We start from the raw sequence: 19,165 nt of genomic DNA, 5'->3' as shown, positions 1-19,165 counted from the left end.
AAACTGAACAATTACCTTCGGTTACCTCAGCGCAGCGAAAATTGTAATATTCCTCCTTTTGATCATAACCCACCCTCATAAAGGATAGCCTTGCTTTTTGACACAAGGAGCGCGACGAACTGGACAATTGGATGCCACTAATACGGAGAAAGCAATCCATTTTCATCCGAGGGTGGGCTGCTTTTGTTCTATTAACTTGAGACTTTCACCTCATCGCTTAGTCTGTATCAGATCGTCAATCACCAGCCATCATTCCGTAGACTGACGACTGGCGCAACTAGCCGGGTGGCTTCCTTTGATCAAGCAGCAGTTGCTTGATTTTCTGCATGTCATTCTTCAGTTCCATGTTTTCTTTCAACAGCTGATCCAGCCGCTCATCCCGGCTCTCATCCTCTTCCTGCCCCACATCTATGTGAATAGAGAGTTATGGAAACTGCCAAAAAACTCGTAAGGAAGCACATCCTTGAAAAATGTAGTACCAATAATCGCATAGATCGTAAAAATAAGCAGCGTTAACCCGAGCACGCCGGTTAAAGCCGGCAACGACCGGATTAATGAGTCGATATTTTGCGCAGCGCCCGGAATCGCAGGGATCATTCGGAAAAATCCCGAGGATGATTTTGTCGAGGTAGACCAGGAACTGACTCGCGCTGTGCGTTTCGGCGACAATGATCATGCCGTTCAAAAAGATGATGCCAATAATAATAGATTGAAAATATCGGTGCTCCACCAATCGCTTGAACGATTCTCTCATGACTGTCCCCCACTTCTCATTTCATGACTATAATCCTCGAAAAGAAACACGCGCGTGCCGCGCCTTCGGTTTCAACATAAGTTTGAATCCCCGGTTGTTCTTGATTTGCCGAAACACGCTCTCAATCATTCTTTGAACTTCTTTTTCTATGAAAAAAATAATTGATTTGTGGTTGTAAACGGATTGGAAAATTTACCTATATATATGAAGGCCAATCAAACCATAAATAAGGAGAGTTGACCAATGAAAAATGTATTGTATGTACCCTTGGATGATCGCCCAGTAAACCTTGATGATGTAATCAAATTGGGACAAGCTTCGGGCTTGAACCTGATAACTCCTACTGCTGCAGATATTCGTAACCGAATCGATTCGGTTGCAGAAGCCTCAGGCAGCCAACTTATAGGCACCTCCGCACCTACTTTTGGTAAACCCGAGGATATTCGTCAGTTCATATTGAGTCATGCCTCTTCCGTTCAGGGGTTCATTATTTCTATCGATATGCTCGTTTATGGGGGGTTAATCGGTAGTAGACGTTTGCGAACAAGCGGAGGAGGGACGTATCCCCATTATGATTCAGGGACAACAGACTTGCTTGACCTAATCCGCGAGATTAAACAACATTATCCCAGCAAGCCAATCTATGTGTTTGATACCATTTTGCGACTCGCTACAACCACTTATGTGGAGGGACTCTCTTATAACGCGTACACCGAGTCTCGCAGTTTCATGGGTATAGCTCGCAAAAAATACACAGACTTCAGCGATATTTTGAACGGCTATAATGTATCCAGTGATGGCACCGAGTTGGGCGATACCGTCCACTTCAATAAAACCCATTACTACAACACAAGGCAACATAAGTTTAAAACCAATCATTATGTATTGGACAGGCTTGTACGTAAGGGCTATATTGATTTCCTGGCCGTTGGAGTGGACGATGCGAAAATAGAAGGTGTGCAAATCAATGAAATTAATTTTGTGGAGAACTACATCGATCGTTATCTAGGCGGTTGCGAGGGGCAAAATCCGAATCGTGCCATTATATTGCCTGATGCAGATGGCTTGGGTCATTCTCTGGTAGCACGGATGGCTAATCAATTGCATCGAGAAGGCAGCAAAACGCAAATTTCGGTGCAATATTACGGTCCTCATGGATCCACGATCATCAACAACTATGAATACATGACTGTACATCAGAATATTCTTCGTCATATTGATGTTGTTGGCGGCCAATATGTCACTTGCACACCAAACATTGAAATTCTGGCAATCACAGACGAAACACAGGTGTCCAGTGCCGTAAGCCGTATCCATGCCAATGGAACAAACTTCGTAGCAACTGTGGTTATGGATTTCACCGGGAAAGGCTCTGCCAATCCAACAGTAACGGAAGCGCTGCTAGACAGCCAGTATACGGGACGCCTATTAGGTTATAGTGCATGGAACACTGCCGGGAACCTTATGGGCATCTCGCTTGGCATGGGGCAAGCGAGATACGCTTTTTTAGTATCAGAGACCTCTGCCTCCGAGTTGAATACGGCCGTTAACGCTCATGGGTCACTACTCTTTAAACGATTTTTGAAGGATTACTATTATAAGAGGCTTGCTGTCGTCGATGTCCGAAGCTATTCCAGAACTCCAAGCCATATTCGTTACGATAATCTTCAAGCTTCGTTCGCTGATCAAAACATGCGTCTCTTTAACACAGAATCAGCTTACCAGCAAGTGTTCACGATCCTCCGAGATCAAATGCAGATCCACCTAACAACGCTGGCCGGAAGGGACGCTTTCCTGATTGGCACCTCCGCTCCGACATGCAATGTCAAACAAATAAAGGGGTGTTCATGGACATGGGCAGAATACAGCAGTGCTTCGCTGGTTTATGACAATCCTGATTTCATCTGGTGGCGAGCCTTTGAGATCACACTCAATCCTGAGGTCACACTCCAATAACATGAGAAAGAAAAAGGACAGCTCAGTCTTTATCGGAGCTGTCCTTTTTCTTTTGTCCTTTTTATGAGTGGATTCAATAGTTCAACTTATAGAGTACCATTTCACAATAGATGTAAAAAATGGTATAATAAAATAAGAACAAATGTTCCTATTTTGTAGTTATTTAACTTCTCTTTTTCCCCTAAATGATGAATACGATTATAGACAGGCATAGGAGGGATGCGTTATGAAGAAGCATATAACAGCATACGAACGCTATAAAACAGAAATTTATCGAATTGGTTGGAGAATACAATATCAGGCTAAAAAGCTTAGAAAACGAGAAACGCCGTACCCTGATTTTAGTACCGTGCAGACAGGCTCATTTCATGCAAGATCCGATGACCGCATTTGGATTGGTCAATTACTGGATTCATTGCCCCCGCAAGGGAGAACCATTATATATAAACTCTTCATAGAAGACCTCACTGAAGCGGAAGTAGCCAAGCAGCTCCATATCTCTCAACAGGCGGTGAACCGATGGAAAAGAAAAATGATCCAAAAGTTATCTCAGATCGGGAATTCATGACTTTGCTGCAAGCTGCAAAGCAGAATGATGATCAAGCCATTCTGCAACTCATTGATTTATACAAAGACGATATATTGAGAATCAGTCAATATATCTATATGCCTCAAGAGGATGCCATATCAACGATTGTCCTGGAGTTTATGGAAGTGATTCGAGAGAACAATGATACCTATGAGACAGAGTAGACTTTGCGATTTCTATTATGGCCTCGATTTTAGTGGGTTTAATCCCCAGAAAAATTTCTTTCTTTCCAGTATACAACAAACCCAGTACCGGCGCGGTACTGGGTTGTGTTTTACAGTGTAAAAAAAGATATAGCACATACAGGCAAGTTAAAGCATCCGTTATACGACTTTAGGAAATCGCGTATCAAAGGTCGTCCTCTGCCGGTCACTCCGCACCCGGATTTCACCGCCTTGGATCTCCACAATGCTCTTCGTAATTGCCAGACCCAAACCAGTGCCCCCTGTCTGCTTCGAACGTGAGGTCTCCACACGATAGAAGCGGTCAAAGATGAACGGCAAATCCCGCTCGGGAATCGGATCGCCATAGTTGGTGAAGCTGATGCTCACCTGATTGCCATCGCTGCGGACGGCGATGTCGATCCTTTTGCCCAAATCCCCGTAACGGATCGCATTGGTTATCAGATTCTCGTAAGCCCGGACGAGCTGGGCGCCGTCTGCCCGAATAACGAGCCCTTCCTCTGCAGCAAGCTTACATTCCATCCCGGATTTCTCCAGGGCCGGAACGAATTCCTCGATCAGCTGTCTAATGAACTGAGCCATATCGATCTCCCGAATATCCAGCGGAAGCCCGTTATTTATCCGTGTGTATTCGAACAAATCATCAATCAGATTCTTCAGATTTCGCGCTTTCTCATAAGCGATATTCACGTAATATCGCAGCTCCACTTCATCCTGGTACCGGTCTTCCTCGATAACCTCCAGAAATCCCAGTATCGATGTAAGTGGCGTCCGCAAGTCATGGGAAACTCCCGTAATCAGATCATTCTTTGTTTTCTCCGCGTTACGTTCCTCCAGAATGGATTGGTGAAGCTGCCTGCTCATCTGGTTGATGCTCTCAGCCACCTCACCCAGCTGGCTGCCTGACTGCACCGGAATATCGGTGTCGAAATTCCCCTTGGCAATCTCGCGAAGCCCGTTCCTGATTTCCACCAGATAAACGTTCAGCTGTTCGGTCATGCGGTTTATGCTGGAAGCGACAATGCCTAATTCGTCATGGGATTTGAGCTCTATTCTGGAATCGAATCGTCCTGCCGTGATGTCCTGAAGACCGGCCTGGATCTTCTGCAGATCAAGGACAAACCACTTCGTGCTCATATAATAGCTGGCAAAAAAGAGAATGATGCCCGTAACCAGCATGACCGGATCCGAGCCAATGTGGTTAATGATCCAGACGAGCGGCGGCTTGATTGCCGGAATCGAGAGTATCAGCGTACTTAACGCATAGAGGATGATAAGCAGGGCTGCCGTGATACCGATGCTGGCAAGCAGCATAAGCAGCATCTTCAGGCGGATGCTATGAAGCTTCATTACTTTCAAGTTAGTCACCTCTGCTTAAGTTTACTCTATTTTGTAGCCGATCCCCCACACCGTCTTAATATATTCCGGCTGCTGCGGATCCTTCTCGATCTTCTCCCGCAGCTTGCGAATATGTACCATGACCGTATTTTTCGATTCCATGAACGGTTCGTTCCACACCTCGGTATAAATCTTGTCCATGCTAAGCACGAGTCCGCGATTAATGGCCAGCATATGCAGCAGGGCAAATTCGCGCGGCGTCAGCTTAATCTCAACGCCTGCCACCGTTACCCGGTGGGAAGCCACATTCATAATCAGCTCATCGATCTGGATTTCGTTCTCATCCCTCACCGATTTACTGTTCAGCTGTTTGTATCGGCGGAGCTGTGATTTGATTCTTGCAATCAATTCCAGCGGGCTGAACGGCTTGGTCACATAATCATCCGCGCCGATGCTGAGCCCGGCGATCTTGTCAATCTCCTGACTCTTAGCGGACAGCATGATGATCGGCGTGTTGTTCTCCTCCCGAATTCTCATACATGCCTCAATGCCATCCATCTGCGGCATCATGACATCAAGGATGATCAAATCCACTTTATGGGTTCTTAGAATCTCCAGCGCTTCCAGGCCGTGAGATGCGGTGAGCAGCGTGTAGCCCTCATTTCTGACGTAAATCTCCATCAATTTCAAAATTTCGGTTTCATCATCAACCATTAATATCGTAACTCCAGACATGGCTCCTCCTTGTTCCGAATACGGCCGTCAGCACAACACCGCTACGTCGTCTTTCTTTATGGATGTCAGACCGCGTGGTGCGGTAGTTGATGTTTCTTCTCCATAGCCATGCCCTCGTCTTCGGATACGTCCTGGTTTGCGATGAAACCCACTACGAACCGGAAAGCGGCACAGACGGCGAATCGACTGGCTTAACCGATTTCTTCGCCTTCGGAATATTACCGAATATCACCCATGAGCCCGGTATATATCGAACCGTCAATTCCACAACGATCCATGAACAGCCTAGCGCTGCCGCAAAACCTCCTGCATACCACAGATGGGTCAGCATTGAGCTCCCCGTGGTTAGCGGAAACTCCCGGTAGACGAGCAGAAAGAATGGATGAATGAGATATATCCCGAAGGATACGGCCCCCAGTCTCTCCAGCGCTGGCGTCCATCCGCGTACCCCTGCCCGATAGAACAGAATGGCAAGCTGGAGCAGGACAAGCGCCCCAAAGTAAGTATGCATATTCCACAGCAGCTCATACAGCGTTGAATTATACCCGGTTCCGTGAAGACGGTTGTTGTAATAAATGTACACATGGCCGAGACCGGCAGCTGCCCATGCGATCCATAGCACCACCCAGGCGGCGATGCGGAGTGGTCGTGCGTTCGCGCGGCTAATGACAAGCCAGGCTTTCAGTTTCGGGTAATAGATGCCGATAAAAGCCCCCAGCATGAAATAGGCAATGTAGGACAATGCCCAGCTCCCTTTATTCGGTACCTGCCAATAGTACTTATTCATTAGTATAAACGTCCACTGGATCACCAGTCCAATCGGTATCGCCCATTTCGCAAGCTGGGGCACCTTCTTGAACAGCCACAATACAAGCGGAAACAGCACATAAAACTGAATGCTGATAAATACGAAATACAGATGCGTATACGCTTTGCCCGTCAACAGCTTTTGAACAAAGCTCTCCATCGTCTCGCCGAACGGCCTGCCCTGATAATATAAATAGTGCAGGAGCGCGAAGTAGAACACGGAGAACAGCGTATACGGAATGATAATATATAGCAGTCTTTTCTTGTAAAATCCGACGATCAGCTTCTTCGTTATAGGACGGTCATAGTAATTATAGAAGAGTACCAGACTGCTCAAAAATATAAATGTCGGCGTTCCGTATTTCATGAAGATGTTCATGAAATTGTACATAAAAAAGTATTTGGAGTCCGTCATCGCAGATACGGCATACGATGTGGAGTGCACGGACAGCACGCCGAGGATGGCAAATGCGCGTACCAATTGCAGCTCGGGAAGACGTTCCCTTTGTAAAGCGTTTATTTTGTTCATGGCTGTACCCTCTCATCTTTAAAATCCGATTATTCCGTTCCTTGCGAAACAGATTCATCTAGTATAGTAGACAGTTCATAACGCCATACTTCCAAATTCTTATCATTTGCTTAAGATTATGGTTCTTTCTCCTAAATAAAATTCTCCTTGATCATAAAGAATCCTTGGACTTACAATAAGAAAAACATCTATCGACGTACTTTCTCAGAAGACAGACCGCGTATAGCGGAAGTTTTTCTTGCGAGATAAGGATGGCAAGCCTCTGAAGCTTATACTTTCTTATCTCTTAAAAATAATCTTTCAGAATTGGGGTGAATTGGATGTTGCACTTGATCCGTATCATTCGAAGTAGCTAGGCTCGAGTTCATAGAGGACCGGGCCATGCCAAAGTTATAACCCATAGCCATAGAGCTGCATTTAGCTTTCTATCGTAAATCAGCGTGCCGGACAGAAGGCTTCGAATGAATGAGGGTCAATCGGTTTACAGCATCCCGTTTTATCTCATATGGAAGGTGGACAATATAAATGAATTCACAGGAATACAAGCAGTTTTATGATATCGTAGGGGCCTTAAACGGCTGGGACTTCAGCCAGGTCAGATTCATGTCGGAAGGTGTGAAGTGGGATTTTTACGATCAGGTTGGCACATTATGCAAACCATCCGACGTTGTGCTCGATATCGGAACGGGCGGAGGAGAAAGCTTGTTCTCCATCGCCGACAAAGCAGCCTTGCTGGTTGGGATCGATCTTTCACATGCGATGATAGAGACAGCCCTGCGGAATAAACGGAACGTATCGGCTTCCAATGTGCGCTTGATGCAGATGGATGCAGAGGCGCTTCAATTCCCGTTGGCGTTTTTCAATTTGATCTCATGCAGACACTCCCCTTTTCGTGCATCAGAGGTGGCAAGAGTACTAGAAGAGGATGGTGTGTTTTTGACGCAGCAGGTTCGCGAATGTGATAAAGCCAATCTGGCTCAAGCCTTTGGCAGAGGACAATCCTCCCGTGAAGACGGTGCCTTAAAGGATCAATATATGAAGGAACTTCAGCTTGCCGGGTTCCGCGATATCCAATATGCCGAATATGATGCGGTTGAGTACTATGAGCGTGAAGAGGATCTTATCTTTCTGCTCAAGCACACGCCCATCATCCCCGGGTTTGGACAGGAGGAATCGGATTTTCGCATCCTGCAGCAGTTCGTCAGAGACCATTGCACAGATCGTGGAATTCGGACGAATTCCGCACGGTTTATGATAGTGGCCCGGAAATAATCAGCCCCTCTGCAATTCCATAACCCGCAGCATCCCGCTGTTAAACAGAAAAAGCGCACAAGGAATAAAGCCCTTGGCGCTTTTTTTATGCAAAACAGATTCGTATATTATCCCTTGGATGAATAGGTTGCCCATCTCATAAAAAAGCAAGCCCCCCACAAAAGAGGAGCTTGCTTTCGGTATGGTTTATCATTGTATCAACCAAGGAGCGCTATTAGCCGTTGACCAGCAGTTCTTTCAACTGCTTGATCTGCTTGCGCTCGCCCGCAAGAACCAGCGTCGATCCCGCTGTCAGGATGTCGTCCGGACCCGGATTGATTTTCTGTTCGTTCCGCTTTACGATCGCCAGTACATTTGCACCTGTTCTTTGGCGAACTCCAAGCTCAGCAATGGTCTTATCCACGCATTTGTAATGCGGCTCGATGCGTGCCCATTCGATGATCAGGTCTTCGAGCGTCACCTCGATCGTCTCCAGCGCTTTCGGCTTATACGTCATGCCGCCGATGATGCCGGCGATTTGTCTAGCCTCATCATCCTCTAATGTAATCTGGGAGATGGTCTCCTCAGGATCGTCATCTTCAAAATGGTACAGCTCTCTACGGCCATCGTCATGAATAACAATAACCAGCTTATCCCCTGATCTCGCCTGAATAAGGAATTTCTTCCCGATACCCGGCAGATCAGATTCGCGAATAATACTCATGTGAAAATCCTCCGTTCTGGGGTTAATTCAATCTCTAGATTATATAGATTAGTTGGAAGAAAGTAAATCATCTCGGGGATCCCTATGCTTTCCTTTTTTTCACTTTCTCCACTGGATCGCTCCATTTGAATATTTTATTCACTCCACGGTAGACACGTTTTGACTCCTTGGCTAGAAGAGGCCCGAGGATCGCAAGAATCAGAACATATAGCGCCGAGAATGGTTTCAGCACGGCGGACAGTCCGCCAGCGAGTCCCAGATTCGCAACAATGATCGTGAATTCCCCGCGCGCCATAATAGTCAATCCGATGTTAAGCGACGACTTATGCGATAGTCCGGCCTTGCGTCCCGCGATCATGCCTGCTACAAGGTTACCAATAATAGTCAGTCCCACGGCACCGAGTGCCAGCCATAACGCATTCCCCAGCGTGGTCGGGTCGATACCGAGACCGAAACTGAAGAAGAATATCGCTCCAAAGAAATCACGGAAAGGAATAACCAGTTGCTCAATCCGTTCGCTATGATCTGTCTCGGATAAGGCTAGTCCGAACAACAGCGCGCCAATCGCTTCAGCTACGTGCAGCGTCTCTGAAAATCCAGCAATAAAGAACATCGACGAGAAAACAACGATAATGAAAATTTCGCTGGACGTAATATTCAGCAATTTGTTAAGTATAGGTGGACCTTTTCTCGCAATAACAAAGAACAACAGCATATAACCTATGGATATACCCACGGAGATAATCGTTGCCCCTACCGATGTGGCCCCGCCTAACAGCAGTCCCGACATAATCGATAAGAACACGGCAAGGAATATATCATCGAACAAAATCATGCCGAGAATAAGCTCCGTCTCCGCATTACCGGTGCGCCGCAGATCCACCAGCACTTTCGCCACAATTGCAGTAGAGGAAACGGACAACATCCCTGCAATGATTAACGTCTCATATAGCGGCATGTTGATCACAAATCCGTAAGCCAGGCCCAGGGCAAAGTTTAGTATGACATATATGGTTCCGCCTACCACAATGTTTCGTCCGGATTTGATTAATTTTTGAACAGAGAATTCAAGGCCAAGGTAAAAGAGCAGGAATAGAATACCGATCTGTCCCAGAAAATCGATGATTCCCTGGCTCTCAATAAACTTAAAGTCAAGAATTCCTATCGTTGGTGCATGCGGACCTACAAGCATCCCGAGTACAATCAAGAACGGTATAATCGAGAACTTGAGCTTTCCTGCAATTATGGAGGCTATAGCAACCAGGATCAGAGCAGTTCCAACCTCAAACATCATATGGTCCATAGAAGACCTCCTCCTCCTCAAATTTGACTTCTGGCAATCATTCCTATTATACATAAAAATGCATACATTTACAAAGCAACAGCAATATTCTTGCTTGATAGCCCAATAGATACTACATTATTTACATAAAGTACAGGCTTAATTTTATTAGTAATTTTATGGTTTCCAAAAAATATAAATTATATCCAAATACTTTACCACGCAAAAAAATATGTATATTTATACACAATAATGAATACTATACCAGGTAAAAAAATCCATCTACCACGTTTCAAAACGGACTTTTCGGCCTATCACCTTTCTCTTTATCCACACAAAAAAGAAGCCCGGTGGCTGCAACCACGGGGCTTCCGACTATTTTTAGATGATTATTTAAACCAACCTTTTTCTTTAAAACGCGTGATCGCTTCGATCCGGTTACTGACGCCAAGCTTATCCAGAATAACGGAAATATAATTCCGCACGGTACCTGTTGTAATAAACAGCTGATTGGCAATTTCCTTCGTATTCTTGCCGTCCGCAATCAGGCCCAGCACTTCCTTTTCCCGCTCTGTCAGCGGATTCTCTTCACCGGAATACGCTTCATCCACAAGCTCCGAGGCGTATATACGTCTGCCTGCCATAATGCTCCGAATGGATGCAGCAAGTTCCTCACTGGGGCTGTCCTTAAGCAGGTAGGCGTTGGCGCCAGCCTTCACGGCACGCGCGAAATACCCCGGCCGGGCAAAGGTCGTCAAGATCATCACCTTACAGCCATAGCCCTTTAGCTCTTCGGCAGCCTCAAGTCCGTTCATCATCGGCATCTCAATATCCATGATACAGATATCCGGTTGATGAAGTTTGACAAGCTGTACGGCATCCTTCCCATTACCTGCCGTCCCGACCACCTGCATATCTTCTTCCAGATCAAGCAGAGAGGCCAGGGCTCCAAGCAGCAACCGCTGATCTTCAGCAATGACAATTCGGATCATATTCCCGCCTCCTTATCCTGCATTCTAAGCACATTAGGTACACGAAGGACCAGCGTAGTCCCCTCGCCGGAAGTGAGCTCCATGCTTCCGTTTACGAATTCAAGCCGCTCTCTCATTCCCCGCAGTCCATTTCCGCGGTTTCTCGCATCCATCACGAATCCTGTTCCATTGTCCCTCACCCTCGCAACCAGATCCGTTTCCGTGGATTCGATCACAATGGAGCAAGCCGTGGCATTGCTATGCTTCACGATGTTATTCACGGCCTCTTTCAGGCACATGCTGATCACATTTTCATTCATTAACGACAGATTTTCCGGCTCCAACGTTCCCTCAAAGGTTAATTCAATCTGCGCAGCCTTTAGAATTTGCTGAATGCGGAAAATTTCATCCGTAAGCCGGGTCCCCCGCATCCGTGTCACCATCTCGCGCACTTCCTGGAGTGCCGTTCTGGCCGTCTGGCGCACATCGTCGATCTCGGCCTGGGCTTTTTCCGTATCTTGCGTCATCAATTTACCGGCCAAATCACTTTTGAGGCCAATGAGAGACAGCTTCTGTCCAAGTGTATCATGCAAATCGCGGGCTATCCGCTGACGTTCCTCCAGCTTCACCAGTTCTGAAATCCGTTTGTTGGCATCCTCCAGCTGACCCTGCAGCTGATCATTCTTATTCCGGTTATAGTTCGTCACAGGCAGCAGAATCACCCCGACAACACTGACAAGCATAAATGGCAGCTGTGTGATAAAGAACGGATTCCGCGTTAGCAATCCATAATTGACCGTAATGATGGTCGTGACCAGATGGATCGTATACAGCGTGATAAACCCGGCCTTATTCTTGATGTTCCCGATGAAAAATGCGAGGAACAACGAGAAATAGATATACCCGAATACCAATGACATCGTAATCGATATCAGAATTTGCAGACTCGTCCAGAAGTAGACGAGCCAGCCTTTGGCCAGAAATGAAAGCACATAGAAGGCGAAGAACATCACAATCATCAGAGTCCCGAAGACGACCTGAAAGGTAGAGGTCGACCGGAAGATGAAATAGAACGGAAGGATGTAGAAGACGACCCATACATAAGGGCTCAGCCCCGTACTTTTATGAAATATCTGATACCATTTCTGCATGGAGTCCCACCTTCTGTCGGTTCGAGCTTAGTCCTCATTTCTGCCTAACGGACCTATATTCTTATTCATTCCTATTCCTATTATAACCTCGTAGCCGCAAGGAATTACTCGCCCTGCACCCTAGGTCTGCTGCTCGCCAGGCTCTTCTCGGCTTTCGCCAATACCGATTCCTGCGGTTTACGGAGCGACTTCTTTGCATCCTTAAACGTGACGAACACCTTTTTGTCTTCATCCCACAGACGGAAACGAATCGACTTCAAACTGGTCTTGAGTGTAATCGTTGTTGCCTTTTGCAGTGGAGGAGCAGCTTCATGCGCCTTCTCCAGGTTATAATTAGGAACCTTCGGGCTAAGATGATGAACGTGATGGAAGCCGATGTTACCCGTGATCCATTGCAGGACCTTCGGAAGTTTGTAATAAGAGCTGCCTTCTACGGCCGCATTGATATAACTCCACTCTTCATCATGCTCGTAGTACGTTTCTTCGAATTGATGCTGTACATAGAACAACCAAATGCCAAGCATCCCCGATACCATGAATATAGGAGCTTGAACGAGCAGGAATGCCTGCCATCCAATCGCCCAGCACAGCAATGCATACAGCGCAACAATCGAAATATTCGTTATATAGTTACTGATCTTCTCCTTGCGTCTCGCACCTTTACGGTTAAAACGATAGGTTATCAGAAAAATAGCAATAGGACCCAGTCCAAACATCACAATCGGATTGCGGTAAACCCGGTAGTATAGGCGCTGCCAAAAGGAAGCCTCCCCATACTCTTCAACGGTTAGTACCCACATATCGCCGATTCCCCTCTTATCGAGGTTGCTGCTCGTCGCATGATGAATCGCGTGCGTGTTCTTCCATTGTTCGTAAGGACATAAAGTAATAACGCCTGTAATCGTACCGAGAATTTTGTTCGCTTTGCGGCTTTTGAAGAAAGATCCGTGACAGCAGTCATGGAATATGATAAACGTCCGGACAACAAACCCCGATGCAATAATCGCTATGGGAATGGTAAGCCAGTACGATACGGATAAGCTTAAATAGGCTGCATACCATAGCAGTATCAAGGGAACCAGTGTATTGAAAAGCTGACCTATACTCGCCTTTGTGTCAATTTCCTCATAAGGGGCAACGTTCTTTTTCAAGCTGGACAGTTTGTTATCGGGTTTAGCCATAATTGTCTTCCTCCTCGAAATAAAGCGTAAGGACATTCTAAGTTATCACGCATTTGTCTAATCTAATTATAGATAGGATGTCACGCGTGTCGTAGTCATAAACGTCATTTCGGGAGTATGACAAATATCATATATCGGTGCGGGAATCCGCCGGGAACCGCAGTCCGATCTGGCGTCTGGCTTCCTGCATGATTTCAGCCGTAATGAGTGAGTTGGCATGGGTATTGATTGCACTTTCCCGTTCGCCGCATTGGATTAAATCGATAAATTCCCGTGCTTCATAATACATCGATTCATGGGTCTGCAGCTGGGTGACATTCTCAATGGTGCCGTCTCTGTAATGGATCTTCACATCATAAGGCTGATTAATTTTGTCGATAATCATCGTGCCGTTCTCGCCCTGGATTTCGGCAGGTGCATAGGAATCGCTGATCTTGGAGTGCATGATCACGGCATCCATCTCGGGATAGGACAACAACAGGCTACCCTCGCCATCAACCCCGGAGGATAGCATATAGCCGGAAGCTTTGACGGAGTCCGGTTTACCGAACAGGGTGACCATCGGGTACAGGCAATAAATACCCAGATCCATGAGTGAACCGTTGGAATATTCGGGATTAAATGCATTGAGTACCGTCCCCAACTTGTACGCATCATAACGGGAGGAGTATTGGCAATAGCTTGCAAAATAACGCCGAATCGGACCCAGCTTGTACAGGTTGTCCCTGACGGTCTTGAAGTTCGGCATCAGCGTCGACTTCAACGCTTCCATTAACAGAACGTTGTTATTTTTCGCAGCCTCAATCATGGCGGCGACTTCAACTGCGTTAGAAGCCATCGGCTTCTCGCAGAGAACATGCTTTCCGTGGTTCATGCATAATATCGCCTGATCGACGTGATAGGAATTCGGACTCGCAATGTACACCGCGTCAATCTCGTCATCCTGCAACATCGTCACAAGATCCGTGTACACTTTGGGATCCGCGTACTTGGCCGCGAAAGCCTTGCCCTTCTCTTCTGTACGAGAGTATACGGCAGCAAGAATAAATTCTTCCGTCTCCAGAGCAGCTTGGAGAAACCGCTCGGTAATCCAGTTTGTGCCGATAACGGCAAAACGGATGTTCATCCCTAATCCCTTCCCTTCTTATCTGATTATGATTGATCTTTTGTCTTTTCGTTACATCCATCCTTCAAACGTCGAAATTCGCTCGCGTGCCGAATCCGGAATCGGTGTGCTCTTGCCTGACGCGGTATCGATGAGCACAATGGTTCCGCGACCGGCAGCTTTTAAGGTGCCTTCAACCACGATCGCATACTGGACGTCCATGGAGGAACGCCCGATCTCAGCCACCCGGACATGAAGCTTAAGCGGGTCCTTCAGATACATTTGAGCAAGATACTGGCATTCCAGATCCGCAACCACCGACACCTTTTTGTCGCTGAACAGATCCTCAGTCAATCCCAGGTTTTCGAAGTACTCAATGCGTCCCTGCTCAAAATACATGAAATAACTGACGTTATTGACATGACCCAGCATATCCGTTTCGCAATACCTTATCTTTATCGGAATTTCAAAGTGAAATGTGTCCAGCCAAGCCTTGGGATCCGGTTGTATGAAGGTTGTTTTTTTCATGATGAGTCCCCTTTCTCTTTATACGAGGCAAATGTATGTACAATTATAATCAGTCTTCTACAAGGATAGTCAATACAAGTTAAGTCCGTCAACTAAATAACCAAATCATGGATAACCTGCCTGAATGCAGCGAGCTATGAAAAAAGACCATCCACTCCGGAGCAGGATCACTGGAGGGATGGTCTCGATAAGTATGAATGGAACAAAGTTCGGTTACAGAAAGCGCAGCTTAAGCGATTAATGTCGCTTCTTATAGTAGGTTAAAGCAAGCGCCAACGCCAGCACGGCGCCCTTCACGATATCCATCGCATAATACGGCACCGACAGCATGATCAGACCATTTTGCAATATACCGATCAACACGGCGCCGACAAAGGTCCCGAGCGCGTTCGGTTTGCCGGCTCCGAATACGGAGTATCCGATAAAGGTTGCAGCGACGGCATCCATCAGGTAAGGTCCACCGGAGTTGACTTCGGCCGTCATGACCCGAGCCCCGAGGATAATGCCGCCGATGGCGGCAAACAATGCGGAGACCAGATAAGCAATCAAACGGTATTTGCTCACCGGAATCCCGGATAAAGCCGCCGCTTCACGGTTGCCTCCGATCATATACATATACCGTCCGTGTTTGGTATAGGTCAGGAACAGATGGACGACGAGAACTACGAGAACCATGATGATAATGATCCATGGCACTTGCCCGATCTTCTCAAACACCGCCGGAATTTTACCGGTGGCAAAGTCTCCGCTCGGCAGGATCATATTCTGGGAAATGGTAGCGCCGCGGGTATACGTAAGCGCAACGCCTTGAAAGATAAACATCGTGGCCAACGTCATCAGCATATCATCAATTTTGAAATTGATGACCAGGAAGGCGTTGATCAATCCCACGACCAGACAGAACAGCAGCGTGAGACCAATGCCGATGCCGATATTTTGCCCGTGCCAGACAAACATGGAAATGACCAGCGCGTTCGCCAGGGAAGCCGTTGAACCGACAGACAGGTCAAAGCCGCCAACGGCCAGTGACACGGTCAGCCCTACGGCAATAATCGTCACGATCGAGATCGAACGGAGTATGTTAATAATGTTGCTTGTATTCAAAAAGTTGTCGGCGACGGTCCCGAATACGAGAATAAGTACAAATACCGTAATCAACGTACCGTATTTATAAAGAAAGTCAAAAGCGAAACTAGCCGTCGGCTTCTCCTTAACAGGTCTTGCTGTATTCATATCAACCCGCCTCCTGTGCAGTAAAGCAATATTTCCTCTTCGTTGGATGACTGCGTCCTTAGCTCCTTCATGATGCCGCCGTCATACATCACATATACCCGATCCGTGATGCCAACGATTTCGGACAGCTCGCTTGAGGCGTACAGCACGCATTTCCCCCGCTTGGCCAGCTCGGCCACCAGATGGAAGATGTCCCGCTTCGCGCCAACGTCAACCCCTTTGGTCGGCTCATCGAAAATATACACGTCCGCGTCGACCAGCAGCCACTTGCCGATCGCCACCTTCTGCTGGTTGCCCCCGGACAGGTTTTTCACTCTGGCCCGCTCATTCGGGGTCTTAATCCCGAGCGACTGAATGATCTCCCTCGCCGCCTGATTTTCCTTGCCGAAGCTAAGCCAGGATCCCCATCTGGAAAAACGGGACAGCACCGCAGCCGTTAAATTGACGGACACCGCTTCTTCCACGAAGACACCTTCGCGGCGGCGCTCCTCGGGGACCAGCGCAATGCCCTGCGAAACGGCATCATGCGGTGAGCGGATGCGCAGCTTTTTCCCGTTCAGCGCGATCTCGCCGGTCGATGTGTCGGATGCTCCGAATATTGCCCGGCACAGCTCGGTTTTCCCGGCCCCGACCAGACCGGCCAGACCGACGATCTCCCCTTTGCGGATGTGCAGGTCAACGCCGTTGATTTTGCCCGGGTCAAACATGTTCTTCACCTCGAACCAGGTGGAGCCAATGTCCCGCTCGACGCGGGGAAACTGCTGCTCCATCTTGGAGCCCAGCATGTACTCCACCACTTTCGGTTGATGGATATTCGCAATGCGATCACTCTTCACCAGCTGACCATCCCGCATGATCGTAATATCATCGCAAATTTCATACAGCTCCGGCAGCCGGTGCGATATGAAAATAATGCCGACTCCATCCTGCTTCAGCTTGCGCACCAGCTTGAACAGCTGATCCGTCTCGCTGTGGCTGAGCGGCGCGGTCGGCTCGTCCAGCACCAGAATCCGGCACTGCTTGGAGACGGCTCTTGCGATCAGCACCATCTGCTTCTCCGCCAGCGTCAGCTCCGAGATCAGCTTCTTGCCGGGAACCCGGATATTCATCCGTGCAAGAATCGATTCGGCTTCCTGATGGAGTTCTTTCCAGTGGATCAAGTGCCGTTTGCCCATATCGTGAACCGTCCGGTCGAGCATAATGTTCTCCCCGACCGTCAGGTTCGGAATGAGCGCCGTATCCACCTCTTGATAGACGATCTGAATGCCCAGGTCCTTCGCTTCCTTCGGGGAACGAATGTGCACCTTGCTCCCATTGATCCAGATCTCGCCCTCGTAATGGTTGTAAGCTCCCGATAGAATCTTCATTAATGTGGATTTCCCTGCGCCATTCGCGCCGATCAACGCATGGGCCGTTCCCGCCGTCGTCTGAAAATCAACATCGGTCAACGCCTTAACACCCGGAAAGGAGATCGAGATATGCTTCATTTGAAGTAAGGGTGCCACACCCGATACGTCGGTCAATGTGGCAGTTGTTGGCTCCATAACGCTTCGCAAGTGCATTCTTCCCTTCAAATAGGATAGGGCGCCCTTATCGATGACCGACAAGAGCGCCTGTATGAATCGTGCTGTTTATTTGCCGCCTGCTTCTTTCAACGCCTTCATCCAGTCCTCTTCGAATTCGGTGCTTGTTCCCCAGCTAGGGATAATGTCCGCCAGGTTGACCATGTTGACCGCTTCGGTTGCACCGGCAAGGCTAGAGCGCTCGATCAATACAGGCTCCAGATTGACCGTAGCAGGCGTTTCCTCGCCGGCAATCTTTTTAGCAAGCAAACGGACGTTGATCGCACCGATCGTTTTCGGATCCACGGCAGCCGTAGCCACCCATGGGCTGTCCTGCTTCTGAATCAGCTCCAAATCTGCGTTGGATACGTCGATGCCGTAAATCTTAACCTCGGTGCGTCCCGCTTCCTCCAGCGCTCTGGCTGCACCGATGGCGAAGGCATCCCAGGTAGCGAAGATCGCATCGAGCTCGCCCTTCGGATATTTCGTCAGGATGGCGGATACTGCATTTTGCGTTTCCAGCGAAGTTTGGTTACTCGCTACACCGAAACGCTCCAATTCCTTGATGCCCGGGTTGTTCTTCAGCGTTTCCTGGTATACGGCATTACGACGCACCATCGGCGGGAATCCGTCTACCCAGAGATAGACAATGTTGGCTTCCGGCCCTTGCTCTTCGACCAGCTTGTCCAGTGCCAGCTTCGCCAGCTGCTCGTCATCCTGCGATGTCTGGGTTACCCCTGCAATGTCGCCGATCTCCGGCAAGGAGTCAAAGGTAACGACAGGAATCCCTTTATCCGTAATCTTCTTCACGTCTTGAACGGATGCAGGATCGTCTCCGTGCGAAATGATAAATCCATCGTAATCGCTGTCAATGGCCTGGGCGATCGCATCATGGAATTTGGCGGAATCCCCGTTCGCCGAGAAGGTATCTACCTTAAACCCGAGTGCCTCGCCCTCCTGCTTCGCGCCTGCCAAAAATTGCGCCGTGTGATCATCGCCCCCGATTTTCCGAACGACCATCAATTTCACAGGATCCTTCTCCGCGATGCCTGCCGGCAGGTTCTCGACCTTGTCCGCCAGATTCCCGGCTCCGTTACCGCCACCGCTGCCCGATTCGGCACAACCGGTTAAGACAATCATAAACGCGAGCACCAGCGTCGTTAATTTCCTTACATGTTTACTGCCTTTCATGTTCTCTCTCCCCCTGTTTTCCGTTAAAAGGACTATTAATACAAGTAATCCTATAGGATTTAACAGAAGGCGTCAACCCTTATTTTCTCGCTTTAA

At 48.0% G+C, this 19,165-nt stretch carries 19 protein-coding genes; 4 read left to right on the top strand and 15 right to left on the bottom strand.

All coding sequences use genetic code 11. The annotated features are described in order from the left end of the window. Positions 1-277: 277 nt before the first annotated feature. Both J7E85_RS34700 and J7E85_RS35000 read right to left on the bottom strand, forming a co-directional pair. Positions 278-406 carry a hypothetical protein gene (locus J7E85_RS34700; RefSeq protein ID WP_285228862.1) on the bottom strand — a complete coding sequence of 43 codons (129 nt, stop codon included), beginning with the start codon at positions 404-406 and terminating at the stop codon, positions 278-280. A gap of 18 nt (positions 407-424) precedes the next feature. Then, the gene (locus tag J7E85_RS35000; RefSeq protein WP_353049588.1) at positions 425-754 is read right to left on the bottom strand and encodes a hypothetical protein; all 330 of its coding nucleotides are present in this window, start codon (positions 752-754) and stop codon (positions 425-427) included. A 243-nt stretch (positions 755-997) separates the two neighbouring features. Here J7E85_RS35000 and J7E85_RS30880 point away from each other — a divergent pair, with 243 nt between their 5' ends. The 3 genes from J7E85_RS30880 to J7E85_RS30870 all read left to right on the top strand — a co-directional run bounded on the left by J7E85_RS30880 (position 998) and on the right by J7E85_RS30870 (position 3,463). Further along, complete coding sequence (locus J7E85_RS30880) at positions 998-2,710, top strand: DUF4127 family protein (RefSeq protein WP_215163833.1); 1,713 nt, start codon at positions 998-1,000, stop codon at positions 2,708-2,710. A gap of 226 nt (positions 2,711-2,936) precedes the next feature. Then, a complete protein-coding gene (locus J7E85_RS30875) occupies positions 2,937-3,278 on the top strand; it encodes a sigma-70 family RNA polymerase sigma factor (protein WP_215163832.1) in 342 nt (113 codons plus the stop codon). Continuing rightward, entirely contained in the window at positions 3,275-3,463 is a 189-nt protein-coding gene (locus J7E85_RS30870; RefSeq protein ID WP_083659672.1) for a hypothetical protein, read from the top strand. The genes J7E85_RS30875 and J7E85_RS30870 overlap by 4 nt, the downstream gene beginning before the upstream one ends. A 159-nt stretch (positions 3,464-3,622) precedes the next feature. Here J7E85_RS30870 and J7E85_RS30865 read toward each other — a convergent pair whose 3' ends face one another. The 3 genes from J7E85_RS30865 to J7E85_RS30855 all read right to left on the bottom strand — a co-directional run bounded on the left by J7E85_RS30865 (position 3,623) and on the right by J7E85_RS30855 (position 6,890). Then, complete coding sequence (locus J7E85_RS30865) at positions 3,623-4,840, bottom strand: sensor histidine kinase (protein WP_215163831.1); 1,218 nt, start codon at positions 4,838-4,840, stop codon at positions 3,623-3,625. Between the two features lie 21 nt (positions 4,841-4,861). Then, positions 4,862-5,554 (bottom strand): response regulator transcription factor, encoded by a 693-nt coding sequence (locus J7E85_RS30860; protein WP_076322890.1) that lies wholly within the window; start codon positions 5,552-5,554, stop codon positions 4,862-4,864. Between the two features lie 151 nt (positions 5,555-5,705). Beyond that, on the bottom strand, positions 5,706-6,890 hold the full coding sequence (locus J7E85_RS30855) for an acyltransferase (RefSeq protein WP_215163830.1): 1,185 nt from the start codon (positions 6,888-6,890) through the stop codon (positions 5,706-5,708). A gap of 525 nt (positions 6,891-7,415) precedes the next feature. Between J7E85_RS30855 and J7E85_RS30850 the strand changes: the two genes are divergently transcribed. Then, entirely contained in the window at positions 7,416-8,162 is a 747-nt protein-coding gene (locus J7E85_RS30850; RefSeq protein ID WP_215163829.1) for a class I SAM-dependent methyltransferase, read from the top strand. Between the two features lie 214 nt (positions 8,163-8,376). Here the strand turns inward: J7E85_RS30850 and J7E85_RS30845 are convergent, their stop codons facing one another. The 10 genes from J7E85_RS30845 to J7E85_RS30800 form a co-directional block, all read right to left on the bottom strand. After that, positions 8,377-8,865, bottom strand: a complete 489-nt coding sequence (locus J7E85_RS30845; RefSeq protein WP_076322887.1) for a cation:proton antiporter regulatory subunit — start codon at positions 8,863-8,865, stop codon at positions 8,377-8,379. Between the two features lie 82 nt (positions 8,866-8,947). Next, positions 8,948-10,168 (bottom strand): cation:proton antiporter, encoded by a 1,221-nt coding sequence (locus J7E85_RS30840; RefSeq protein ID WP_098742324.1) that lies wholly within the window; start codon positions 10,166-10,168, stop codon positions 8,948-8,950. 368 nt (positions 10,169-10,536) lie between these two features. Continuing rightward, positions 10,537-11,139: a response regulator gene (locus J7E85_RS30835; protein ID WP_215163828.1), complete on the bottom strand. Its 603-nt coding sequence runs from the start codon at positions 11,137-11,139 to the stop codon at positions 10,537-10,539. Further along, the gene (locus J7E85_RS30830) at positions 11,136-12,269 is read right to left on the bottom strand and encodes a sensor histidine kinase (protein ID WP_215163827.1); all 1,134 of its coding nucleotides are present in this window, start codon (positions 12,267-12,269) and stop codon (positions 11,136-11,138) included. The genes J7E85_RS30835 and J7E85_RS30830 overlap by 4 nt, the downstream gene beginning before the upstream one ends. Before the next feature lie 104 nt (positions 12,270-12,373). Then, on the bottom strand, positions 12,374-13,450 hold the full coding sequence (gene desA / locus J7E85_RS30825) for a Delta(5) desaturase DesA (RefSeq protein ID WP_215163826.1): 1,077 nt from the start codon (positions 13,448-13,450) through the stop codon (positions 12,374-12,376). A 127-nt stretch (positions 13,451-13,577) separates the two neighbouring features. Next, on the bottom strand, positions 13,578-14,576 hold the full coding sequence (locus J7E85_RS30820; RefSeq protein ID WP_215163825.1) for a Gfo/Idh/MocA family protein: 999 nt from the start codon (positions 14,574-14,576) through the stop codon (positions 13,578-13,580). Positions 14,577-14,627: 51 nt separating this feature from the next. Beyond that, positions 14,628-15,083 carry an acyl-CoA thioesterase gene (locus J7E85_RS30815; protein WP_215163824.1) on the bottom strand — a complete coding sequence of 152 codons (456 nt, stop codon included), beginning with the start codon at positions 15,081-15,083 and terminating at the stop codon, positions 14,628-14,630. A gap of 237 nt (positions 15,084-15,320) precedes the next feature. Next, positions 15,321-16,316 (bottom strand): ABC transporter permease, encoded by a 996-nt coding sequence (locus tag J7E85_RS30810; RefSeq protein WP_215163823.1) that lies wholly within the window; start codon positions 16,314-16,316, stop codon positions 15,321-15,323. Then, positions 16,313-17,860: a sugar ABC transporter ATP-binding protein gene (locus tag J7E85_RS30805; protein WP_251036165.1), complete on the bottom strand. Its 1,548-nt coding sequence runs from the start codon at positions 17,858-17,860 to the stop codon at positions 16,313-16,315. Before J7E85_RS30805 ends, J7E85_RS30810 begins: the two co-directional genes overlap by 4 nt. Positions 17,861-17,947: 87 nt before the next feature. Next, positions 17,948-19,069, bottom strand: a complete 1,122-nt coding sequence (locus tag J7E85_RS30800) for a sugar ABC transporter substrate-binding protein (RefSeq protein WP_215163822.1) — start codon at positions 19,067-19,069, stop codon at positions 17,948-17,950. Positions 19,070-19,165 lie beyond the last annotated feature (96 nt).

Origin of the sequence: Paenibacillus sp. ISL-20, from assembly GCF_018613005.1 — a bacterium.
Classification (GTDB): Bacteria; Bacillota; Bacilli; order Paenibacillales; family Paenibacillaceae; genus Paenibacillus_AQ.
Note: the sequence above shows the minus strand (reverse complement) of the source record. Positions and strands in the feature narration are given on the sequence as shown.

Bases quoted from the DNA above. Each gene is read 5' to 3' on its own strand.
- J7E85_RS35000 (WP_353049588.1), bottom strand. From the start codon at position 754: ATGAGAGAATCGTTCAAGCGATTGGTGGAGCACCGATATTTTCAATCT.
- J7E85_RS30880 (WP_215163833.1), top strand. From the start codon at position 998: ATGAAAAATGTATTGTATGTACCCTTGGATGATCGCCCAGTAAACCTT.
- J7E85_RS30875 (WP_215163832.1), top strand. From the start codon at position 2,937: ATGAAGAAGCATATAACAGCATACGAACGCTATAAAACAGAAATTTAT.
- J7E85_RS30870 (WP_083659672.1), top strand. From the start codon at position 3,275: ATGACTTTGCTGCAAGCTGCAAAGCAGAATGATGATCAAGCCATTCTG.
- J7E85_RS30860 (WP_076322890.1), bottom strand. From the start codon at position 5,554: ATGTCTGGAGTTACGATATTAATGGTTGATGATGAAACCGAAATTTTG.
- J7E85_RS30855 (WP_215163830.1), bottom strand. From the start codon at position 6,890: ATGAACAAAATAAACGCTTTACAAAGGGAACGTCTTCCCGAGCTGCAA.
- J7E85_RS30850 (WP_215163829.1), top strand. From the start codon at position 7,416: ATGAATTCACAGGAATACAAGCAGTTTTATGATATCGTAGGGGCCTTA.
- J7E85_RS30845 (WP_076322887.1), bottom strand. From the start codon at position 8,865: ATGAGTATTATTCGCGAATCTGATCTGCCGGGTATCGGGAAGAAATTC.
- J7E85_RS30840 (WP_098742324.1), bottom strand. From the start codon at position 10,168: ATGGACCATATGATGTTTGAGGTTGGAACTGCTCTGATCCTGGTTGCT.
- J7E85_RS30835 (WP_215163828.1), bottom strand. From the start codon at position 11,139: ATGATCCGAATTGTCATTGCTGAAGATCAGCGGTTGCTGCTTGGAGCC.
- J7E85_RS30830 (WP_215163827.1), bottom strand. From the start codon at position 12,269: ATGCAGAAATGGTATCAGATATTTCATAAAAGTACGGGGCTGAGCCCT.
- desA (WP_215163826.1), bottom strand. From the start codon at position 13,450: ATGGCTAAACCCGATAACAAACTGTCCAGCTTGAAAAAGAACGTTGCC.
- J7E85_RS30820 (WP_215163825.1), bottom strand. From the start codon at position 14,576: ATGAACATCCGTTTTGCCGTTATCGGCACAAACTGGATTACCGAGCGG.
- J7E85_RS30815 (WP_215163824.1), bottom strand. From the start codon at position 15,083: ATGAAAAAAACAACCTTCATACAACCGGATCCCAAGGCTTGGCTGGAC.
- J7E85_RS30810 (WP_215163823.1), bottom strand. From the start codon at position 16,316: ATGAATACAGCAAGACCTGTTAAGGAGAAGCCGACGGCTAGTTTCGCT.
- J7E85_RS30805 (WP_251036165.1), bottom strand. From the start codon at position 17,860: ATGGAGCCAACAACTGCCACATTGACCGACGTATCGGGTGTGGCACCC.
- J7E85_RS30800 (WP_215163822.1), bottom strand. From the start codon at position 19,069: ATGAAAGGCAGTAAACATGTAAGGAAATTAACGACGCTGGTGCTCGCG.